General features: G+C 62.2%; 18 protein-coding genes, 1 tRNA gene and 2 pseudogenes. 12 read left to right on the top strand and 9 right to left on the bottom strand.

What is annotated here, in order from left to right:
* The first annotated feature begins 384 nt into the window (after positions 1-384).
* From ELH03_RS03605 to ELH03_RS03590, 3 genes are all read left to right on the top strand, one after another.
* Positions 385-615, top strand: a complete 231-nt coding sequence (locus tag ELH03_RS03605; RefSeq protein WP_065279083.1) for a helix-turn-helix transcriptional regulator — start codon at positions 385-387, stop codon at positions 613-615.
* Positions 612-1,871, top strand: a complete 1,260-nt coding sequence (locus tag ELH03_RS03600; protein WP_130766032.1) for a type II toxin-antitoxin system HipA family toxin — start codon at positions 612-614, stop codon at positions 1,869-1,871. Before ELH03_RS03605 ends, ELH03_RS03600 begins: the two co-directional genes overlap by 4 nt.
* A gap of 425 nt (positions 1,872-2,296) precedes the next feature.
* Entirely contained in the window at positions 2,297-3,076 is a 780-nt protein-coding gene (locus ELH03_RS03590) for an SDR family NAD(P)-dependent oxidoreductase (RefSeq protein ID WP_128403147.1), read from the top strand.
* Positions 3,077-3,166: 90 nt separating this feature from the next.
* On the opposite strand, the pseudogene ELH03_RS37825 reads toward ELH03_RS03590, so the two are convergent.
* Positions 3,167-3,271, bottom strand: a pseudogene (locus tag ELH03_RS37825) (DUF429 domain-containing protein); the annotation flags it as partial.
* Positions 3,264-3,611, bottom strand: coding sequence for a DUF5655 domain-containing protein (locus ELH03_RS03580; RefSeq protein ID WP_233941996.1), 348 nt, complete (start codon positions 3,609-3,611; stop codon positions 3,264-3,266). The gene ELH03_RS03580 and the pseudogene ELH03_RS37825, both read right to left, overlap by 8 nt.
* A gap of 217 nt (positions 3,612-3,828) precedes the next feature.
* On the opposite strand from ELH03_RS03580, the gene ELH03_RS03575 reads away from it, so the two are divergent.
* The 3 genes and pseudogenes from ELH03_RS03575 to ELH03_RS03565 all read left to right on the top strand — a co-directional run bounded on the left by ELH03_RS03575 (position 3,829) and on the right by ELH03_RS03565 (position 6,871).
* Positions 3,829-4,686, top strand: coding sequence for a type IV toxin-antitoxin system AbiEi family antitoxin domain-containing protein (locus ELH03_RS03575; RefSeq protein ID WP_326889342.1), 858 nt, complete (start codon positions 3,829-3,831; stop codon positions 4,684-4,686).
* Positions 4,676-5,593, top strand: a complete 918-nt coding sequence (locus ELH03_RS03570) for a nucleotidyl transferase AbiEii/AbiGii toxin family protein (RefSeq protein WP_128403146.1) — start codon at positions 4,676-4,678, stop codon at positions 5,591-5,593. The genes ELH03_RS03575 and ELH03_RS03570 overlap by 11 nt, the downstream gene beginning before the upstream one ends.
* A 92-nt stretch (positions 5,594-5,685) precedes the next feature.
* Positions 5,686-6,871 (top strand): annotated as a pseudogene (locus tag ELH03_RS03565) (integrase core domain-containing protein).
* 38 nt (positions 6,872-6,909) lie between these two features.
* Here the strand turns inward: ELH03_RS03565 and ELH03_RS03560 are convergent.
* Positions 6,910-6,983 (bottom strand) — tRNA-Gln (locus ELH03_RS03560).
* A 162-nt stretch (positions 6,984-7,145) separates the two neighbouring features.
* Between ELH03_RS03560 and ELH03_RS03555 the strand changes: the two genes are divergently transcribed.
* From ELH03_RS03555 to ELH03_RS03545, 3 genes are read left to right on the top strand one after another with little or no spacing between them, the layout of a single operon-like run.
* Complete coding sequence (locus ELH03_RS03555) at positions 7,146-8,063, top strand: MBL fold metallo-hydrolase (RefSeq protein WP_130766031.1); 918 nt, start codon at positions 7,146-7,148, stop codon at positions 8,061-8,063.
* A 10-nt stretch (positions 8,064-8,073) separates the two neighbouring features.
* A complete protein-coding gene (locus ELH03_RS03550) occupies positions 8,074-8,532 on the top strand; it encodes a thiol-disulfide oxidoreductase DCC family protein (RefSeq protein ID WP_128403144.1) in 459 nt (152 codons plus the stop codon).
* On the top strand, positions 8,529-10,253 hold the full coding sequence (locus ELH03_RS03545; RefSeq protein WP_130766030.1) for a saccharopine dehydrogenase family protein: 1,725 nt from the start codon (positions 8,529-8,531) through the stop codon (positions 10,251-10,253). Before ELH03_RS03550 ends, ELH03_RS03545 begins: the two co-directional genes overlap by 4 nt.
* 89 nt (positions 10,254-10,342) lie before the next feature.
* Here the strand turns inward: ELH03_RS03545 and ELH03_RS03540 are convergent, their stop codons facing one another.
* Entirely contained in the window at positions 10,343-11,254 is a 912-nt protein-coding gene (locus ELH03_RS03540) for a DUF1499 domain-containing protein (protein WP_128403255.1), read from the bottom strand.
* Positions 11,255-11,593: 339 nt separating this feature from the next.
* On the opposite strand from ELH03_RS03540, the gene ELH03_RS03535 reads away from it, so the two are divergent.
* A complete protein-coding gene (locus ELH03_RS03535) occupies positions 11,594-11,986 on the top strand; it encodes a hypothetical protein (RefSeq protein WP_027685676.1) in 393 nt (130 codons plus the stop codon).
* A 15-nt stretch (positions 11,987-12,001) separates the two neighbouring features.
* On the opposite strand, the gene ELH03_RS03530 is transcribed toward ELH03_RS03535, so the two are convergent.
* Complete coding sequence (locus ELH03_RS03530) at positions 12,002-12,247, bottom strand: hypothetical protein (protein WP_003557210.1); 246 nt, start codon at positions 12,245-12,247, stop codon at positions 12,002-12,004.
* Between the two features lie 156 nt (positions 12,248-12,403).
* On the opposite strand from ELH03_RS03530, the gene ELH03_RS03525 reads away from it, so the two are divergent.
* Both ELH03_RS03525 and ELH03_RS03520 read left to right on the top strand, forming a co-directional pair.
* Positions 12,404-12,601 carry a hypothetical protein gene (locus tag ELH03_RS03525; RefSeq protein WP_012756389.1) on the top strand — a complete coding sequence of 66 codons (198 nt, stop codon included), beginning with the start codon at positions 12,404-12,406 and terminating at the stop codon, positions 12,599-12,601.
* 316 nt (positions 12,602-12,917) lie between these two features.
* Positions 12,918-13,196, top strand: a complete 279-nt coding sequence (locus tag ELH03_RS03520; RefSeq protein ID WP_130766029.1) for a hypothetical protein — start codon at positions 12,918-12,920, stop codon at positions 13,194-13,196.
* Positions 13,197-13,361: 165 nt separating this feature from the next.
* On the opposite strand, the gene ppdK is transcribed toward ELH03_RS03520, so the two are convergent.
* The 4 genes from ppdK to relB all read right to left on the bottom strand — a co-directional run bounded on the left by ppdK (position 13,362) and on the right by relB (position 21,537).
* The gene (ppdK, locus tag ELH03_RS03515; RefSeq protein WP_128403140.1) at positions 13,362-16,070 is read right to left on the bottom strand and encodes a pyruvate, phosphate dikinase; all 2,709 of its coding nucleotides are present in this window, start codon (positions 16,068-16,070) and stop codon (positions 13,362-13,364) included.
* Positions 16,071-16,770: 700 nt separating this feature from the next.
* Complete coding sequence (locus ELH03_RS03505; RefSeq protein ID WP_128403139.1) at positions 16,771-20,232, bottom strand: chromosome segregation SMC family protein; 3,462 nt, start codon at positions 20,230-20,232, stop codon at positions 16,771-16,773.
* A gap of 96 nt (positions 20,233-20,328) precedes the next feature.
* On the bottom strand, positions 20,329-21,099 hold the full coding sequence (locus ELH03_RS03500; protein WP_409995857.1) for a DsbA family protein: 771 nt from the start codon (positions 21,097-21,099) through the stop codon (positions 20,329-20,331).
* 213 nt (positions 21,100-21,312) lie between these two features.
* Positions 21,313-21,537, bottom strand: a complete 225-nt coding sequence (relB, locus tag ELH03_RS03495) for a type II toxin-antitoxin system RelB family antitoxin (RefSeq protein WP_027685682.1) — start codon at positions 21,535-21,537, stop codon at positions 21,313-21,315.
* Positions 21,538-21,541 lie beyond the last annotated feature (4 nt).

The following is a 21,541-nucleotide window of genomic DNA, read 5'->3' as shown; positions in this document are numbered from 1 at the left end:
GCGGCGGAGCGTGAGGTGGTGTTTTTATCCGGGCTCAGGAGATCGGCGAAAGCAGCCCCTCATCCGCCTGCCGGCCCTTCTCCCCGTAAACGGGGCGAAGGGATATGCCGCACCGGCTTCCCCCAACCTCGACGCAGCGTTTGCCACGTCCCCTCGCCCCGTTTACGGGGAGAGGGTTTGGGTGAGGGGCAGCCGTCGGCGCTAACCGGACAGCAGTGGGTCAAGCCCGAGGACCCCACGCACGCCCAACGAACTCCTAACCATTTTACCGAACGGGAAATTTCACACCCTCAACCCTTCCCGCTTCTCCAAATAATCCCGATCGGTAAATTTCCCTAGACACAGGCTCCGCATTCGCTATATTTTCCCGATCGGGAAAAATTCATGGCGAAACACGTACAGAGTCCAGCCGACATCGGCGCCCTGGTTCGAAGCACCCGCAAGGAACAAAACCTGCGGCAGGACGAGCTTGCCGGCGTTGCCGGCGTCGGACTTCGTTTTATCGTCGACCTCGAAGCCGGCAAGCCCACAGCGCAGATCGGCAAAGTCCTCCAGGTTCTGCAAACGCTTGGCTGCTCCCTCGACATTCTGGCTCCCGGCGAGCGCAGGCAATGACATCAAGGCTTCTCAACGTCTGGTGGGACGGCCGCATTGTCGGTCAATTCACGCAGGACAGACACGGCGATATCGGCTTTGTCTATGCGCGAGCCTGGCTTGACGATGACAAAACGCTGCCGCTCTCGGCGTCTCTGCCGAAACGACCGGAGCGATTTACCCGCCGGGAATGCCGACCGTTTTTCGGCGGCCTGCTGCCCGAGGAAAGCCAGCGCCTGGCCGCAGCACGGGCCTTGGGCGTGTCTCCCGCCAATGACTTTGCGCTTCTCGATCACCTGGGCGGCGATGTCGCCGGTGCGCTGCAACTGCTTGCCGAAGGTGAGGCACCGGCGGGGACGGGGTCGATTGCAGATCGCCAGCCCGTGCCCTTGGACGAAGCAGGCATCGTTGCCGTGTTGGAGGCACTGCCCGTGCGGCCTCTCCTGGCCGGTGAGGAGGGCCTCAGACTGTCGCTCGCCGGCGCGCAGTCCAAACTGCCGGTTGTTCTGGTCGATGGCCGGATCGGGCTTCCCCTGCCCGGTCAGGCCACAACCCATATTCTGAAGCCACCGATAGCCCGCTTCAAGGCGACGACCGAGAACGAAGCTTTCGTGATGAGGCTTGCGGCCGCCATCGCGCTCGATGTCGCAGCCGTCGAACCGAGATATGTGCAGGGACGCCCGTTCCTTCTGGTCGAACGATATGACCGCCTGCGCGGTGCCGGCGGACTGGTTCATCGCATCCATCAGGAAGATTTCTGCCAGGCACTCAGCGTACCGCCGGAAACGAAATATGCGAGTGAAGGCGGGCCGACCTTCAATTGCTTCGATCTCATAAGACGGATCTCGGCAAGGCCGGCTGTCGACGTGCTGAAGCTGCTGGACGCGGCCATCTTCAACCTGATCGCCGGAAATGCCGATGCCCACGGCAAGAACTTCTCCATCCTCTACGATAGCCAAGGCCCGCGGCTGGCAAAACTCTATGACCTCCTCTCCACCGTGATCTATCCAGAACTGTCGCCAAAGCTGGCGATGAGATTAGGCAAGCGCGCCACACTGGCCGAAATGGATGCCGAGGGCTGGAAGGTCTTTGCGGGAGAAGCCGGCGTCGGCTATCCGCTGTTCCGCCGCCGCGTGAACGAGCTTTGCGACAAGGTGCTGACATTGACCGGCAAGGTCGCCGATGAGCTCGCAGACGTATCGCCCGATCGAGACCCGATCGACGCGATCGCCGGCGTGATAACAGACCGGGCCGAGACAGCGCGCTTGACTTTATAAGGTTGAGGGAAACGGGAAACGACGCCCGACGTCGCGCCTCTTGCCGGTCGCCTCTCCCCACTCTCCCCGTAAACGGGGCGAGGGGACGTGCTCTACGAGAGGTGAGCTGGGGACGGAGAGCTTGCGGCATATCCCCTTCGCCCCGCAAGCGGGGAGAAGGTGGCGGCAGCCGGATGAGGGGCTGGCGTGCCCAGAAGCAACTCAACGACGTTTGTCTATCAAAAAAGGCAGATATTGAAAGACAAACTATTTTGAGTGTGGCTCGTGAGAGTCAACTTGGCTTAAGATCCAAAATTGGGGATTTTTGAGAGATCAACGAGATCTCGCCTCTTGCCGATCGCGCCCTCCCAACCTCCGTCGTCCTCGGGCTTGACCCGAGGATCCATGGCCAAGCACTCTGTGGCAACCACGCGAAAGGAAACCCCATGAGCCGTATTTTCATCACCGGTTCCACCGATGGCCTCGGCCTCGCCGCCGCCCGCACCCTGATGAAGGAAGGCCATGACGTCGTGCTGCATGCCCGCTCCCGGGAGCGCGCCTCCGCCATCTCCGAGATTTCGGCTGCGGCACTTGGGCTTGTCATCGGCGATCTCGCCAGCGCCACCGAGACGCTATCGATTGCCGAGCAGGTCAACGCCATCGGCCGCATGGACGCCGTCATCCACAATGCCGGCATCTACCTCGAGCGGAGCCGCAGCGAAACGCCGGAAGGCCACGCCAAGACGCTGGCGGTGAATGTGCTTGCGCCCTATCTGCTCACCGCCTGGATCACCCGCCCCGATCGCCTGATCTATCTCAGCAGCGGCATGCATCGCAGCGGCAACAGCGCCCTTGACGATATCGACTGGAAGAAGCGGCCGTGGAACGCAAGCCAGGCCTACTCGGAAAGCAAGCTCTATATCGCGACGCTCGCAGCTTCTGTCGCCCGCCATTGGCCGGATGTTCTCAGCAACGCAGTGGATCCCGGCTGGGTGCCGACAAAGATGGGCGGCGCCGGCGCGCCCGATGACCTCGAAATGGGGCATCTTACGCAGACATGGCTTGCGGCAAGCGATGATGGCGCCGCCAAGGTTAGCGGCGGGTATTGGTATCACCGGCAGCGGCGGGAGGTGGCGGCGGAGGTAGGCGATATCGGATTTCAGGATACGCTCGTGGACACGCTGGCGGGGTTGACTGGCGTCCATCTGTTTGCAGAGCGCCGGTGAGGCGCGAGACCGGGTAGCGGGCGTTGCCGGGTTCCCGCTCAATGTTTGCCAGCAGGCCTTCCTTGGCCAATCGCGCAGCCCATAGCAAGCTTCGATTCGAACGACACAGATTGCACCTGGCGCCTTAGGATTGTCGGTCCACGCTGAGTCAAAACCGACGACAGATGTAGTTGTGGCGCTCCCCAGATCACCCACCCTCGTAAGCCCGAACCATCAACGGCTGTGCCCTCTCAAAATCCGCCATCGACTTTAGCGTTACCTGCAGATCACCAGTACCAAAGTGGCCAACGTTGGTGACGTCGCGCGTAAAGCCGCTTTCAAGCGCCAAGGTAGTTGGATCGAGCTTTAGGAAAAGCGTCACGGTCCGCGCCTGGGGATAGATTTCCATGCAGACGAAATTCTTCAGCCGCTTAAATGCTGTATAGTGTTTCAATTCCTTTACCTGCACATCATCCCCGAGCGCGATCAGAAACTGGTGAACTGCGTCATAGATATCTCGAAGGTCCGCCGACGACTGCGATAGCCGGTAGTTCATCCGTTGACTGAGACGCTTTCCTGACCGGCCTCAGCTGTGGGCTGCAGGGAGCCTACACTTTTCACCTCAGTTATCGCCTTACCGCTTGGGCGGACACGACGACCGACGTCGAGGCTAAAACTCAGCCCTTTAGAAAAATCCATATATGTCAATTTATAATTGACTTATTACCACTTCTGTAAAGTCACATCGACACACACTTTAAAACATGCTATAAATGTCAACCATGAATGGACAAAGAGAAGATTCATTAAAGAGGCTGTTGGATCAGGTGCCACAAGGTTTCCTGATTGACTCCGCATGGTTGAACAGCAACGGCATCTCTCGACAGTCTGCACATCAGTACACGCAGAATGGCTGGCTTGAAAGCTTGGGACGAGGCCTGTTCCGGCGACCATTCTCCGCCGATATCAGACCGGATGTCTTGAAGGATTGGAAGATACCGGTTTTATCGATGCAGTGGCTTATGGGCCACCGAGTCCATGTTGGCGGGAGGAGCGCACTGCAGCTCGCCGGGGTGACCCATTACCTCTCCTTCGGTGGGAACGACCAGCTATACCTTTACGGCAAGCTGCCCACGTGGTTCGAGAGATTAGACCTCAACGCCAGACTGTGCCTGAGGCCGGCCAGCCTCTTCACCTATTTGGATTTAGGCGTCGACAACACCGACTTCAGCCTTGCGAGTGGCGAGGGGCAATCGCTTGCGCTTTCCCCGTGGACGTGGCCGATGCGGATATCGTCGCCCGAACGGGCGATCCTGGAGATGATCGATGAGCTGCCTGCAGAGGAAAGCTTTCACAACATCGATACGCTTTTCCAATCGCTGAGCAACCTGCGGCCTCGCAAGCTCTCCAGGCTCCTGCAAGACTGCCGCAGCGTAAAGGTGAAACGGCTGTTTCTGGTTTTTGCCGAGCGGCATGGACACGCATGGCGCAAACATCTGGATTTGGCAAACGTCGATCTGGGCAGTGGAGACCGCTCGGTCGTAAAGGGTGGCCGCCTGCACCCAATCTACCGCGTGATGGTCCCACCGGAATTCGTACCTGGCCACAAGGACGAAAATATTGGCGCGTGAACGCTATAAATCTCAAGTGCGCCTCCTGATTCAGGCCCTGCCTGAGATCGCCAAAGAAGAAGCGTTCGCGCTGAAAGGCGGCACGGCGATCAACCTATTTTATCGAGACTTCCCGCGCCTGTCAGTCGACATCGATTTGACGTATCTGCCGCTGAAGCCGCGCAATGAGGCTCTGGAAGAAATCAATATGACGCTGGATCGCCTTGGAGATGCGATCCCAAAAGCGCTGTCCGGAGTGACATCGCAACGCATCGCCGGAGGCAGTGGCAATGAGACGAGGTTGCTCATCAGGAAGGACCGTGTCGAGGTCAAGATTGAGACGACTCCAGTCGGTAGAGGGACAGTCCATCAGCCTGAGCTTCGCAAGGTGACTGAGGCGGTTGAAGACGAATACGGCTTTGCCGAAATACCGGTTGTCGCCTTCCCTGATCTATTTGGCGGCAAACTGGTGGCGGCCCTGGATCGGCAGCATCCTCGCGATCTCTATGACATCAGGCTGCTTTACGACAACGAAGGCATCACCGATGAATTGGTTCGGACATTCTTGATCTATGTTGCGATGTCCAGTCGGCCAATGCACGAGATTCTCAAACCATCGCTAAAGCCATTAGAGGCGGACTATACGCGCGAGTTCCAAGGCATGACAGAGGTGGATATCCCACTCAAGGAACTGGAAGAAACGCGACTTCGCCTGATCGATAATTTGAAGGCCAGGCTGAGGGAACCCGAACAGCGGTTCCTGCTCACCCTCCATGACGGCGAACCTGACTTCAACGCTATTGGGTTACCCCAGGCTGAGGACCTCCCGGCCGTAAAATGGAAGGTGTTGAACCTGCGCAAGCTGCGCGAGAGCAACCCGCAGAAACATGCGCAGCAGCGCGAGGAGCTTAAGAGCAAATTTGCCTGAGCACTGAGCGCGAATTGTCCTTCCCGAGAGAGGGGTGACAGTTCATACCGGAGACATGGGTTACACTTTTTGCCTTTGCGAGGAGAGCGAAGGTGCCTTGGCAGGAGTGCAACCGCATGGACGAGCGTCTCAAATTCGTTGCGCGGGTTCTGGATGGCGAGAAGATAGCGGCGCTGTGCCGCGAATTCCATCTCCCGCAAGACCGGTCACAAGATCATCAGCCGCTACAACGACAGCGGTCTGGAAGGACTGACAGATCGATCGCGACGGCCTTACCGGCACGCCAATCAGCTTCCTTTCCAAATCGAGAAGCTGATTGTGCGGACCAAGCAGGACAAGCCCAACTGGGGCGCACCAAAGATCAGGGAGCGGCTGGCGCGGCTATATCCGGATGTTCACACGCCGGCGATCTCAACCGTGCATGCCGTCCTCGACCGCAACGGCCTGGTCAAGCACGGTAGGCGGCGGCGCAACAGGGCTGAAGGAACAGCCCTCTCCAATCCAGGGCTGCCCAACGACCTGTGGTGCGCCGATTACAAAGGCGAGTTCATGCTTGCCGATAAGCGCTATTGCTACCCATTGACGATCACCGACTTCGCCAGCCGCTATCTTTTGGCCTGCGAAGCGTTGCACACGACCAAGGAGGTCTACGCCTTCACCGTTTTCGAACGCGTCTTCAAGGAGTTCGGCCTGCCCAAGGCGATCAGAACCGACAACGGAGTGCCTTTCGCCAGCCCCAACGGACTGTTCAATCTGTCTCGGCTCGCCGTCTGGTGGCTCAGGCTCGGTATCGACATCGAGCGCATCAAGCCGGGCAACCCGCAGCAGAACGGCCGCCATGAGCGCATGCATCTGACACTGAAACTTGAGACAACCAAGCCGGCCGGAGACAATTTCCTGCAGCAGCAAGCCCGCTTCGACGACTTCGTCGAGGAGTTCAACACCGAGCGGCCCCACCGGGCGCTCAACATGGCCTGCCCGGCAGAATGCTACGACGCTTCACCGCGCGCCTACCGCGGCCTACCCGATCTCGACTACCCGCTCCACGACCAGACAGTCACCGTCACAACATGCGGACGCATCTGCTACAAGCGGAAGAAGATCAATCTCAGTCTGGTCTTTGCCGGTCAGGCCGTCGGCATCAAGCAGGTCGAAGACCATATCTGGCTTACAAGCTTTATGGATTACGATCTGGGATACTTCGATGATGAGACATGCAGGCTTGAACCTTTGCCGAACCCTTTCGGTCCAAAAGTGTTACCTATGTCTCAGGAATAAACCGTAACCTATGTGTCCAGAACGGACCCATAACATCGTGGCTGGGGCGCCTGGATTCGAACCAGGGATGACGGTACCAAAAACCGTTGCCTTACCGCTTGGCGACGCCCCACCAGAGCTTGAGCGGAAACCGGTTGCTCAAATCGACGCCTGATTAGCAAAGCTCTTCGCCTGTCACAATGACTAAGTTTAACCCGGCGCAGATTTATGCGCTGCGCGGTGCCGGCGGTCGTGCTAGGAAGTGGCGACGTCATTGGCCCGAGATCATTCCTTCATGGACAATCCCGCATTCGACCTCGCTTTCGAGCCGGCCTATGGGCAGGCCGTGCCGGTGGTTGCAGGCGTCGAGCGGGTGACAGTGAACAATCCCGGGCCTTTCACCTTTTTCGGCACCAACAGCTATATCGTCGGCTCTTCCTCCGTTGCGGTCATCGATCCCGGCCCGGAGGACGAGGCGCATTTTCAAGCGTTGATGACAGCGCTTGGCGGCCGCGAGGTGACGCATATCTTCGTCAGCCACACGCATCGCGACCACTCGCCGCTGGCCAGGCGGCTGCGGAGGGCAACGGGGGCGGTGACGGTGGGGCAAGGGCCGCACCGGCCGGCGCGGCCGCTGCGCGAGGGCGAGATCAATCCCTTTGCCGAAAGCTCGGATCTATCCTTCGTGCCCGATATTGCGCTCAGTGACGGTCAGACCCTGTCGGGCGATGGCTGGGCGCTGAGCGCGGTGCTGACGCCGGGGCACACGACCAATCATGCCGCCTTCGCGCTTGCGGGTCGCGACATCCTCTTTTCCGGCGATCACGTCATGGCCTGGTCGACCTCGATCGTCGCGCCGCCGGATGGTTCGATGGCGGATTACATGGAATCGCTTGACCGGCTGATTGCGCGGGAGGACCGGCTGTTGCTTCCCGGCCATGGCGGGCCGGTGACGCAGCCCTCGACTTTCCTCAAGGCGCTGAAGGCGCATCGCCTCAGGCGCGAGCAGGCGGTGCTGGCGCGTGTCCAGGCGGGCGACAGGCAGATCGCCGAGATGGTGAAGGTGATCTATCGCGATACCGATCCGAAGCTGCATGGGGCAGCCGCCCTTTCCGTGCTCGCCCATATCGAGGACCTCCTGGAGCGCGGCGAGATCGCGGTGGATGGGCCGCCTTCGCTGGTCGCCCTCTACCGGCCGGCGGCAAGGTCATGAGGATGGGGACATGACGATGAAACCTCGAGCCGATTACAGCTATCGCGACGATCCCGATGTGCCCGCCTTTGCCGATGACCGGCCGTTGATCGTCTTCGATGGCGAATGCGTGTTCTGCTCCGGCTGGGTGAAATTCGCGCTGAAACATGACAAGCGGCAGCGATATCGCTTCCTCGCGGCGCAGACGCCGCTCGGCGAAGCGCTCTACCGGCATTACGGGCTCCACGCGCGCGACTATGAGACCAATATCCTGATCGAAAACGGCCGCGCCTTCTTCAAGTCCGACGGCTCGATCCGTATGGTGGCGGGGCTCGGCTTTCCCTACTCGCTGGTCAAGATCTTCCGGCTGCTGCCGCGGCGGGCGGCCAATGCGCTCTATGAATTCATCGCCCGCAACAGGCTGAAGATTGCCGGGCGGCAAAGCTGCATGGTGCCGACGCCGGAACAGCGAAGCCGCTTCATCACATGAGCGACGACCGGTTTTCGCTGCTCATCATCGGCGGTTACGGCACGTTTGGCGGGCGGCTTGCCCGCCTGCTTGGCGATGAACCGCGGCTCAGGCTGCTGGTTGCGGGGCGCTCGCTTGAAAAGGCTGACGATTTCGTTGCCGATCTCCGGACGCCGAAAGATGGCGCCGAGGGCCTGGGGAGCAACAATCTCGGCGCGATGGTGCAGGCAGTCAGCTTCGACCGAGACGGCGATCTCACCGAACAGCTGACGCGGCTGAGGCCTCATCTCGTCGTCGATGCCTCGGGGCCGTTCCAGACCTTCGGGAAGGATGCCTATAAGGTGGTCGAGGCCTGCATCGGCCTCGACATCGATTATGCCGATATCGCCGACAGCACCGGCTTCGTCGCCGGCATCGGGGGGCTCGATGCTGCGGCCAGGGCCCAGGGCACTTTCGCGCTGTCGGGGCTGAGCAGCCTGCCTGCCCTCTCCTTCGCCGCACTCGAGGCGATGGCGCCGCATTTCTCCCGGGTCGACAGCGTCGCGGCCGGCATTGCCCCGTCGCCGCATGTCAAGATCGGGCTCAATGTCGTCAGGGCGATATCAAGCTATGCCGGCAAGAAGATCACGGTGCTGCGCGATGGGCAGCAGGCCGCCGGGCGCGGGCTGATCGAGGCGGTGCGGGTGACGGTGGCAGCACCTGGGGCGGCACCGCTGCGCAGCCGGAAATTCCTGCTGGTGGATGCGCCGGACCTGGCGCTGCTGCCGGCCCGTTTTGCCGATCTCAAATCCAGCTTCACCGGTGTCGGCACGGAGCCGCAGCGGCTGCAGCACTTGCTCAGCCTTGCGGCCAGGCTCGTCCGCTTCCGGCTCCTGCCGTCGCTGCTGCCGTTTTCTCGGCTGTTGCAGCGTGCCAGCCATGCTTTCGCAATCGGCGAACATCGCGGCGGCATGTTCGTCCGCATCAGCGGCGTCGATCACGCGGGCGAGCGGCTGACTTCCGGCTGGCATCTGATTGCCGAAGGTGATGACGGGCCGTTCATTCCTGTTATCGGCGTCGATGCGCTGGTGCGCCGGCTGCTGACCGGCATTCGGCCGGAGAATGGGGCGCGGCCGGCGGCCGGCGAATTGCAGCTTGAAGATTTCGAAGCTGCCTTCCAGCGGTTTTCGATCACATCCGGCATCCGCATGGAACACGAGGCGGCACCCCTGCCGCTGTATCGGCGGATTCTCGGCAGCGCCTGGGAGCGGCTGCCGCCTGCGATATCAGCTCTGCATGCCGGCGGCGCACGCGTTGCCTCCGGCCGGGCGCGGATCGAGCGCGGCGGCGGGCTGCTGGCCAGGATCGTCGCTGCGGTGATCGGCTTTCCCAAGGCGGGTGAGGATGTGCCGGTGACGGTGCGTTTCGTTGCCGATGGCGACAAGGAGAACTGGACGCGCGATTTCGGCGGCACAGTCTTTCGCAGCTGGCAGGGCGAAGGCAAGGGCCGCGACCGGCATCTGCTCGCCGAGGTCTTCGGTCCCTTCCGGGTGCTGATGGCGCCGGTGCCGGATGGGGAGAAGCTGCGGCTCGTGGTGCGCGGCTGGCGGTTTTTCGGGATTCCACTGCCGATGTTTCTGGCGCCTGGCGGGAATACTTACGAGGAGGAGCGGGATGGGCGGTTCCACTTCCACGTGGAGATCGGCGGGCGGCTGACGGGGTTGGTGGTGCGGTATACGGGGTGGTTGGATTTGGAGGGGTGAATGGGTCTCTGCCTTCGCGGATGGCTGCCCCTCACCCTAACCCCAATCGATTCGCCGGATCGATTGCTGGCGCTTTGCGCCACCGTTGCTCACCCACCCGCAATCCCCAGCAGTTCGGCATCCAGCGCCTTCAGATAATCGCCGGCGATTTCGGCGCTGAAGCCGAGGTCGTGTTGGCCGTATCGGGAGGCGACGCGGATGTCGACGAAGGTGGTTTCGGCCTCTTCGCGCAGCCGAATGATGATATCGAAGCGCAGGCCGAGGATCAGCGTGCGGGTGGTGCCCTGCAGCGTCACGCCGTTGGCGCCGCGGATGAGCTTGGCGACATCGTCGTCATAGGGGCGCGGCGTCGGCACGGGGACGATATCGGGCGCATCGGCCACGGCATCGTCGCTCGCCGGCGGCGGCTTGACCGGCTTGTCCTCGGGATCGCGACCGGGCTCGGTGTCGCCACTGCTTTTCGTGATGGTAATGCCGCTCATCTTGGCGACCTTGCGCACCGCTTCCAGCACGCGGTCGAGCGCGCCCTCATAGCGCCGGCCGGTGAGTTCGGGATAGGCGGCGAGCTGCTTTTCGCGATCCTCCGGCGTCACTTGCAAGTTGCGCTTCAGCCAGATCTGGTCGGAGTGCGGCGGCGAAAGCCAGTCCGGCACCGAGACCGGATCGGTGGAGACGTCGTAGATATCAGGCAGTGTCATGTAACGCTCGGTGGCATAGGCGCCGAGGCCGAGCGGAAAGGCGGCATAGATCAGCGCCGCCAGCGCCGCCAGCCCACCTTCGGCCCCGGTCATCCAGAGGCTGCGCAGCCCGAGCGCGGCGAGCATGGCGGCGAGCAGCGCGCCGCCGGCGGCGGCAATCAAGAGCAGCACCAGATAGGGTGTGGCGAGGCCGCCGAAGCGGTGGGCGATCATCACAGCCAGCGCCAGCACCAGGGAAAACGCCCCGAGCAGCCGCGAAAAGCGGGCGGCGTTGGAAACGGGGCGGTCGAAGCGGATGGCCATCAAACTTACCGGTTGCTCTTCAGCGCCCGCGCGTTCGACCACGCAAATCGCCTCAACCCTGTTTAGAGCATGATGCCGAAAAGTGTGAAGCGGTTTTCGGACGACATCATGCTCTATTCTTTGATTTAGACCCGGATTCAGATTTTAGGCCGGCCCGGCCTAAAATCATCCGGATCTGGGGCAAGATTCGGCTAAATTGAAACTATTGTCTGAAGCAATGCGTTGGAATCCACGGCGAAGGCCATGACGAAACGGGGCTTGCTTCATAAGCCCTTGCTGATATGTCAAAAAAAGGCCATTCTGCCGCGGTTTCATCTCCAGATGTAGAGGAGAGACGGGATGATTTCACCCGAGATTGCAGCAAGGCCGCAGGCGTCTGCGCTTGGCGGGATCGACCATCAGTCCGAGCCGATGCTGCCGATGGAGCTGCTCGAGCTCGAACTCTCGCTCGAAGGTTATGCCGGCGGCGATGCCGGCTTCTGTGAGGCGGTGCGCCAGGCGGCGGCACGCTCCGGCGGCGAACTGCTGTTCGACCTGCCGGCCGGAGGCCTCGTCCAGGATTGCCGGCGCATCGCCGTGCTGCGCATTCCTGACGACGGCCAGGAGATGCGCGTCGTGCTGGCGCTGCTCGACGATAACGGCACGGAGATCCGCATGCAGGCCCCCGACGAAGAGACCGCGCCGCTGGTGCGTTTCGCCGATGCCTTCATCGAATTGCTGGAGCGGATCTAGTTCTAGATCAAAATGTTAGCGGCGCTCGGCCGCAGCTTCCGCAACGCTGCGGAAGGGGAACTTGCGCCCGCATTCGCACTTGATGACGAAATTTTCCTGATGGTTGGAAGGCCGCTGCACACCAAAGCCGCGCGGCAGCTGATCGACCTTGAAATCCGGGTGCTTGCGCTTGGGATCATCGACTTCCGAGGCTTCGGCAAAGCCCTCATTGCCGCATTGCGGACAGCTCAGTTTTTTCGAAAATCGATCGCGAAGGGCCATGCTCGTTCCACTGCTTCCGGCCTCTCGTAGCGCGGCCATGCTTTCCTCGTACATAGGCCTCATACATAGGAATGCCCCTCATGCATAGAAAGGTTGGCCGGCGAAAGTGGAACCAAGTGCTGAGGCTGCCGTTCCTTTTTCGAAAAGGAGGCACTCATGCCCAACAAAGACCCGATCCCGACACCCAATGCCGATACGCCGCGCGGCCCGACGCCGACACCCGGCATTCCCGATCCCATCCAGCAAAAACCGCCGCTGACGCCGGCGCAGGATCCCGCCGATACGAAGAACCCACAGGATCCGCCGCTCAATCCGGCGCTGCTGCCGATTGGGGATCCGGCGGGGGCGGCGTGAGGTCAGGTGGGAGCGTCACCCCCCAACCTCCCTCATTCCTGTGCTCGTCATAGGAATGACGGCGGAGAGGTTGGGTGCAGGAGGCTGCCCCTCACCCTAACCCTCTCCCCGTTCTGACGGGGAGAGGGGACGTGCCACACGAGAGGCTGGTGGGGAATGGAGAGGTCGCGGCATGGTCCCTTCGCCCCGTTTACGGGGAGAAGGTGCCGGCAGGCGGATGAGGGGCTGGCCTCAGCGATCTCCCAGGCCAAGAGCGGCTTGACGCACTCGCCCGAATGGCCTTTCCTCGGGGAAATGCATTCCAAGGAATAAACCAATGCGCATTCGTCTTCTCATCACCGTCATGGCCACTGTTGTCGCCGGGCTCTCGGCCTGCCAGACGATGACGGCGGAGGAGCGGCGGGCGGCGGATGAGCAGCGGTGCCTGAGCTATGGCTTCCGGCGCGGCACGGATGGTTTTGCTACCTGCCTGCAGCGCATCGATCTCGACCGGCGCGCCGAATCGCGGGCGCAGAGTGCGGAGATGATGAACAACATGGCCTGGGAGCTGAACGGGCCTTATATCTACCGCGATCGCTGGCGGCATCATCACTGAGTGCCACGAGCGCCCCTGCCCCAGAGCGGTTCAGCTTTTAACGGAAGCGCAGAACCGCTCTATTCCTTTTGTTTTTACGCAATTCCCGGCAAAACCGCTTCGCACTTTGCCTGGGAAAACCGCTTCGCACTTTTCCTGGAATTGCTCTAGGCTCCACCGAATATCTTACAAGCTTCCCCGCAGGTCTTTCGGACCACGGCGGATCTCTTCCAAACCGCCTGCAATCACCGCCTGCGCCGCCGCCAGCCTGGCGATCGGCACGCGGAACGGCGAGCAGGAGACGTAATCGAGGCCGATCGTTTCGCAGAAGCGGATCGAGGCCGGGTCGCCGCCATGTTCGCCGCAGATGCCGAGCTTCATGTCGTTGCGGGTGCGCCTGCCGCGTTCGGCAGCGATGCTGATCAATTCGCCGACACCGTCGAAATCGAGCGAGATGAAGGGATCGTGCTCGATGATGCCCTTGCGCTGATAGGTGGGGATGAAGGCCGAGGCGTCGTCGCGTGAGATGCCGAAGGTGGTCTGCGTCAGGTCGTTGGTGCCGAAGGAGAAGAATTCGGCGACTTCGGCAATCACATGGGCGCGAAGGGCCGCGCGCGGCAGCTCGATCATCGTGCCGACGAGATAATCGATCTTCATGCCGGCCTCGCTCATGACGTCGCCGGCGACGTCATCGATACGTGCCTTGACGTAATCGAGCTCGGAGCGGAGGCCGACGAGCGGCACCATGATCTCCGGCACGACGGCAGCCCCGGTCTCCTGGGCCGCGGCAATCGCCGCCTCGAAGATGGCGCGGGCCTGCATCTCGACGATTTCGGGATAGGAGATTGCCAGCCGGCAGCCGCGATGGCCGAGCATCGGGTTGAACTCGTGCAGCGCATCGACACGCTGGCGAAGCACGGATGCCTCCATACCCATGGCGAAGGCGACTTCGGCCACCTCATCATCGGTCTTCGGCAGGAATTCGTGCAGCGGCGGATCGAGCAGGCGGATCGTTACCGGCAGGCCGTGCATGACCGTGAAGAGGCCGGTGAAATCGAGCCGCTGCATCGGCAGCAGCTTGTCGAGCGCCAGCCGCCTGCCCTTCTCATCGACGGCAAGGATCATCTCGCGCATCACATGGATGCGCTCGCCCTCGAAGAACATGTGTTCGGTGCGGCAAAGGCCGATGCCTTCGGCGCCGAAGGAGCGGGCGGCGAGCGCATCGGCCGGCGTATCGGCATTGGTGCGCACCGTCATGCGCCGGGCGCGGTCGGCCCAGCCCATGATGCGGCCGAAATCGCCCGACAGCGCCGGCTGGATCATCGGCACCTCGCCCTTCAGCACCTGGCCGGCCGAGCCGTCGATGGTGATGATATCGCCCTTCTTCAGGGTGACGCCGACGCCGAGCAGCCGCTCGTTGCGTTGATCGATGCGCATGGTGCCGGCGCCGACGACGCAGGGTATGCCCATGCCGCGGGCAACGACCGCCGCATGGCTGGTCATGCCGCCGCGGGTGGTGAGGATGCCTTCGGCGGCATGCATGCCGTGAATATCCTCGGGGCTGGTCTCGACCCTGAGCAGGATGACCTTGCGGCCTTCGCCTTCCGCCTCGACGGCCTCTTCCGCCGTGAAGACGATGGCGCCGGTGGCGGCCCCCGGCGAGGCCGGCAGCCCGGTGCCGATCACCTGGCGGGTGACGCGCGGATCGATTGTCGGATGCAAGAGCTGGTCGAGGCTCGAAGGCTCGATGCGCAGCACCGCCTCGTCCTCGGTGATCACTCTCTCATCGACCATGTCGACGGCGATCTTCATTGCCGCCCGGGTCGAGCGCTTGCCCGAACGGGTCTGCAGCATCCACAGCCTGCCGCGCTCGATGGTGAATTCGATATCCTGCATGTCGCGGTAATGGATCTCGAGCTCGGTGCAGATGCGGCAGAGCTCACGAAAAGCCTCCGGCATCAGCTTTTCCATCGAGGGTTTTTCGGAGCCGGAGGAAATCCGCCCCTCCTCGGTGATGCTTTGCGGCGTGCGGATGCCGGCCACGACATCCTCGCCCTGGGCATTGACCAGGAATTCGCCGTAAAGCGCCCTTTCGCCGGTCGAGGGGTTGCGGGTGAAGGCAACGCCGGTCGCCGAACTGTTGCCGAGATTGCCGAAGACCATCGCCTGGATGTTGATCGCCGTGCCCCAGCCTTCCGGAATATTGTGGAGCTGGCGGTAGGTGACGGCGCGCGCGCTCATCCAGCTGGAAAAGACGGCGCCGACCGCGCCCCAGAGCTGAACTTCGGGATCCTGCGGGAATTCCTGCTCCAGCTCCTCCTCGATCAGCTTCTTGTAGAGCGAGACGATATGCTGCCATTCCGAGGCGCTGAGTTCGGTATCGAATTCATGGCCGAGCTTGGCCTTCTCGTCTTCCAGGATCTCCTCGAAGGCGTCGTTGCCGAGGCCCATGACGACATCGGCATACATCTGGATGAAGCGGCGGTAGCTGTCCCAGGCAAAACGCGCGTCGCCGGCATCATGGCCGAGCGCCTGCACGGTCTCGTCATTGAGGCCGAGATTGAGCACCGTATCCATCATGCCAGGCATCGAGACACGGGCGCCGGAGCGCACCGAGAGCAGCAGCGGCTGGCTGACGGAGCCGAAGTGACGGCCGGTGACCGCTTCGATCGCCGCTATGCCGGCGCGCACCTCAGCCTTCACCGCATCCTCGATATGGCGGCCGTTCTTGTAATAGGTGTTGCAGGCGTCGCTGACGATCGTCAGCCCCGGCGGCACCGGCAATCCCAGGGCGCACATTTCCGCGAGATTGGCGCCCTTACCGCCCAGAATCTCGTGATCGCGCGCCCGGCCCTCAGCCTGCCCGTCGCCGAACCTATAGACCCACTTGGTCATCTTCCCCCCAACACCAAATCGGGATTAGCTTAATCCGTTGGTGTTGAAATGAAAATCGACAAATGCGGCAGAATGTTGCGCTGCACAATAAATCTTGGCCGCGGCCGGTCTCGAAACGATTGAAAGGTGCCCAAACAGAAAACAAGGCACAAAAAAAGCTTTGCGGGACTGCAACAATGTCCCGCAAAGCCTTGTTTCCGTCCGGCCAGGAAAACCGGACGGGGGGTCCCTCAACCCAGGAACGGCTCAGCTTTTTGTAAACAGAACCGCTCTGACCTCGTCATACGCAATTCCTGAGAAAATAGATCGCTACTTCCCAAGATTTGCTCTCGGTTTCCGGTTCTTGCCCTCGCCCGGAAAACCGCACGCAAATTCGACAATGCGCAACCTTTGGTCGCCCGCTTTCCAGCAGAGTAATTAGGTTGCGTTGAAACAACTTCTAATGCAAGTCAGCGAAAAGAGCATCACCCAAATGGGGTACAAGCGACAAGAGAGCCGACCTTTTTTGGTGTTTATTGCTCGGCCCTTGATTTTACGCAATTTATGGACGCAAAACCGCGCCGCACCTTTGCTGAAATTGCGCCTCCCTGATTTCACCCAATCCCAGACGGAAAACCGCTGCACACTTTTTCTGGAATTGCTGCCTTCGTTTCACGCAATTCCGGACGGAAAACCGCTGCGCAGTTTTCCTGGAATTGCTTTAGGCAATCTCGCGCAGGCGCTCGGCCATTTGCAGGTCGACGGAGACGAGTTGGGAGACGCCCTGCTCGGCCATGGTGACGCCGAAGAGGCGGTTCATGCGGGCCATGGTGATCGGATTGTGGGTGATGATGACGAAGCGGGTTTCGGTGGAGGCCGCCATTTCGTCCATCAGATTGCAGTAGCGCTCGACATTGTGGTCGTCGAGCGGCGCGTCCACTTCGTCGAGCACGCAGATCGGCGCCGGATTGGTGAGGAAGACGGCGAAGATCAGCGCCATTGCCGTCAGCGCCTGCTCGCCGCCGGATAGCAGCGTCATGGTCTGCGGCTTCTTGCCGGGCGGACGGGCGAGGATTTCGAGGCCGGCTTCGAGCGGATCGTCGGATTCGATCAGTTGCAGCTCGGCGGTGCCGCCGCCGAAAAGATGGGTGAACAGCCGCTGGAACTGGGCGTTGACGATGTCGAAGGCGGCGATCAGCCGTTCGCGGCCCTCACGGTTGAGGCTCTGAATGGCGCCGCGCAGCTTGCGGATCGCATCGATGACGTCGTCGCGCTCCTTGATCAGCGCTTCAAGCTTCTCGCTCAGCTCCTTCTGTTCCTCGTCGGCGCGCAGGTTGACAGCACCCAGCCGCTCGCGCTCGATCCTCAGGCGTTCCAGCTCGCGCTCGACTTCGCGCGGATCGGGAAGCGCCTGCATGGTCGGGCGGCCGGTCAGCTGCAGCGCTTCATGCGGCGCGACGTTCAGGACCTCCCGGATGCGGCCTTCGCTTTCCTGCCGCTTCTCGCGGGCGGAGACGAGGCGCTCCTCGGCGCGGCCGCGGCGTTCACGGCATTCGGCAAGTTCCGATAGTGCGGTCGTCGCCTTTTGGTCGGCCTCGCGCTGGATGCGTTCGGCCTCAGCCAGCAGATCGCTGGCCTGGCGGCGCGCCTCCTCGGCCTTCTGCAATTCGCTGAGCAGAGCGCGGCGCTTGTCGTCGAATTCATCCGGCGCCAGTTCGAGCTCGGCTGCCTCTTCGCGCGCCTCTTCCTCGCGGTCGCGCAGCGTCGCGACATGATCTTCAGCGCTTGCCGCCCGCTGGCGCCAGGTCTCGCGCTCCTGGCCGATTGCCATGATGCGGCGCTGGCGGGCTTCGTTTTCCCTCGCCAGGCTTTCATGGCGGGCGCGGCTTTCGGCCAGCGCGCCGCGGTCGGTCGCAACTTCCGCCTGCTGGAACCGCAGCCGCTCGTCGATCGCCGTCAGATCAGGCGCGTCTTCCAGCTCGATGCGGGCATTTTCTTCCTGGATAGCGATCTCTTCCAGCTGCGACCGCAACTGGCTGGCGGCCTCGCTGACGACATCGCGGCGGCGAATGAGGTCGCCGGAGGCACGCTCGGCGGCGGCAAGCGCATCGCGTGCTTCGGCGAGATGACGTGCCGAAAGACGGCTCATGTCGCGCGCCTCGGCAAGCCGGCGCTCCTCAGCGCGGATCGCCTCGGCGGCGGCAGCCTGCCGCTCCTCGGCTTCGGCAAGCACGTCGCGGGCAAGGGCAGCTTCGCTTTCGAGTTCGGCCAGGCGGTTCTTCTGGGCAAGGCGGAGCGCCGCAGCACTCGGGGCGTCGGCGCCGGTGACATGGCCATCCCAGCGATAGACCGCACCCTCTTTCGTCACCAGCCGCTGGCCGGGCTTCAGCGCCGCCATCAGCAGCTCGGCATCGCCTTCCGCCACCAGGCCGATCTGGCGCAGGCGGCGGGTGAGTGCCGCCGGCGCGCGGACATGGGTCAGCAGCGGCGCAACACCGGATGGCAATGCCGGATCGGCGGCGCCATCGCCATTGTCCGACCAATGGGCCGGCGCCTCGGCATCGAGCGGCGATTCCAGATCGTCGCCGAGGGCAGCACCGAGTGCGGTTTCGAAGCCGCGGTCGACCTTCAGTTCGTCGGCAACCGGCGGAAATTTGCCAGCCGCAGCACCGGCGGCGAGCATGCGGGAAATGGTGCGGGCCTCGGTTTCCAGCGCATTCAGGCTCGAGCGGGCCTGATCGACCGGCGCGCGCGACAGTGCCTCGGTCTGGCGGGCGCCCGCAAGCGCCTGCTCGACCAACTGAACCGCCGCTTCCGCGTCGGCGACGGCGATCTCGCCGGCTTCGACGATCGCGCGTTTTTCGTCGGGATCGGGCAGGCCGGCGATCTTCTCGCCGACGGCTGACAGTTCCTGGTTTGCCTCGTCCATCTGGCGTTCGAGGCGCATCCGCCGGTCCGTGAGATCGCGGATGGCGCGTTCCAGTTGGTTGCGGCCGGCAGCGGCCTCGGCGCGCTCGGCCGTCAGCTGGGTGAAGATGCGCTCGCTATCGGCAAGTTTTGCCGCCGCTTCCTCAAAGGCCTCGCGGGTTTCCTCGGCATAACGGCCGGAATCGGCGAGGATTTCTGAAATCTCCGCCTCTTCGGCATCGAGCCTCGCGAGAATGACGGCATTGTCGGCCACCAGCCGCTCCTCGCGGCTTATATCCTCCGCAAGCTGGGCGAGACGGCGGGTCAGCTCGTCACGGCGGCGCAGGATGCGGCCGGCATCTTCCTCCAGCTGGCTTCTGGCGATCTGCAGGCGCTGCAGGGCGGCCGCGGCGCGCGCCTCGCCCTCGCGCAGTTCCGGCAGTTTCAGGCTGGCGATGCCCTGGTTCTTCGCCGCCTCCATCTGCATCTGCGCCTTTTCGGCGACGACCGAGGTCGCCTGGTTCAGCGCGCTGTCGGCCTCGGCCTCGGCTTCCTTGGCCTGCACCCAGCGAATATGCAACAGCATCGCCTCGCGGGCGCGGATATCGGCAGAGAGCGTCTTGAAGCGATTTGCCTGGCGGGCCTGCCGCTTCAGGCTCTCGATCTGGCTTTCAAGCTGCGAGGTGACGTCGTCGAGGCGCTCGAGATTGCCTTCGGCGGCGCGCAGCCGCAGTTCGGCCTCGTGGCGGCGGGAATGCAGGCCGGATATGCCGGCCGCCTCTTCGAGCAGCTGGCGGCGGGCCTGCGGCTTGGCCTGGATCAGCTCGCCGATGCGGCCCTGCCCGACCATCGACGGCGACCGCGCGCCGGTGGAGGCGTCGGCAAACAGCAGCTGCACGTCCTTGGCGCGGCTTTCCTTGCCGTTGATGCGATAGAGCGAGCCCTGTTCACGCTCGATGCGGCGGGTGACCTGGATCTCGTCGCTGTCGTTGAAGGCGGCAGGCGCGGTGCGCTCGCCATTGTCGAGATAGAGCGCCACTTCGGCGGTGTTGCGCGCCGGGCGGTTTCCCGAGCCCGAGAAGATCACGTCGTCCATGCCGGAGGCGCGCATGTTCTTATAGGAATTTTCGCCCATCACCCAGCGCAGCGCCTCGACGAGGTTCGACTTGCCGCAGCCGTTCGGGCCGACGACGCCGGTCAGCCCGCGTTCGATGATGAATTCCGTCGGCTCGACGAAGGATTTGAAGCCGACCAGGCGCAGCTTGTTGAACTTCATGCAGCCGCTCCGCAGCGCGGGACGGGCTTGTCACGCAGCCACAAAAAAACGGGCGCACGGCTTTCGCCGTCGCCCGTTCTATCGAAACGATCCGGTTCAGAGCAGGCTGTCGATGAGCTTCGACAAGGTTTCAACCGGCATGTCTCCAGAGTAGCGCTTGCCATTGATCAGGAAAGTCGGGGTGGCGTTGACGCCAAAATCCTTGGAACCTCTTTCCCGCGTGGCGTTCACTTCATCCAGAAGCTTCTGGTTCGTCAAGCATTTCGTGAAGCTATCCTCAGTAAATCCGGCAAGCTTCGACATCTGCAGCAGTGCGGCGCGGCCATCATCGGCGGCGGCCCAGATCTGCTGCTGCTTGAAGAGCATCGAAACCATCGGGAAATACTGTTCCGGCGTGCTCAACTGTTCCGGATTGGAAGAGCTGCAGCGGGCGAGCATGAAAGCTGCGGCGGCGCGCGGATCGAAGGGGAATTCGCGGATGATGAACTGCACCTTGCCGCTGTCGACATATTTCTGCTTGATCGTGTCGAAGGTGGTGTTGTGGAAATGAGCGCAATGCGGGCAGGTCATCGACATATATTCGACGATCTTGACCGGGGCGTCGGCCTTGCCGAGCGCCATCTCCGGCAGCGTGCCGGGCTTCAGCACTTCTGCCATGTCGACATCGCCGTCGGACTCCGGCATTTCGGTTGCCGCTGTGGCCGCCGTCTGCATGGTGTCGACATTGGTGCCATCCGCCATGGTCTTGCCGGAAGACGAAGCATCGGCAGCGTCCTTGCTGTCGTTGCAGGCGACAAGCGCTACGGCAGCTGCGGCGATGGCGATACCGCTGAGCAGGCGGCGTTTCGTCAGTTGCATTTCGGACATCTGCATGGATTCCCCATAACTAATGAGATTGACGGCATGACTGTGCGATATAACGGCTGGCGGCCACTCACAAGGCACGGTTCGCCAACTTCCTTCAAAGAATTGTGACCGCGGGAAGACGACTAGACCAAAAATTGCGAGATTGGTCCGTCTGCGGATTTTGCCGGTAGATATCGCGGCGGCTGCCAGCCCGTATCGGCTGGTCGATGAAACTCAGTCGTCCAACCCGTAACGCGCCGTCAGCTCGGCCAGCGGCACGGTATCGCCCTCGTCGCGGCGAAGTTCTTCGAGGCGCCTTTCGGCAAGATAGACATCCTCCAGATCGTCGAGATGCGCGAGGATGGCTTGACGCACATAGAAGCTCTTGCTGCGGCCGGTACGCTTGGAAAGCTCAATCAGCCGCGTTTCGATATCAGGGGGCAACTGCAAGACCAGCATGACT

This window comes from Rhizobium beringeri (assembly GCF_004306515.1).
GTDB lineage: Bacteria > Pseudomonadota > Alphaproteobacteria > Rhizobiales > Rhizobiaceae > Rhizobium > Rhizobium beringeri.
This window is presented reverse-complemented; position numbering and strand designations above follow the sequence as displayed.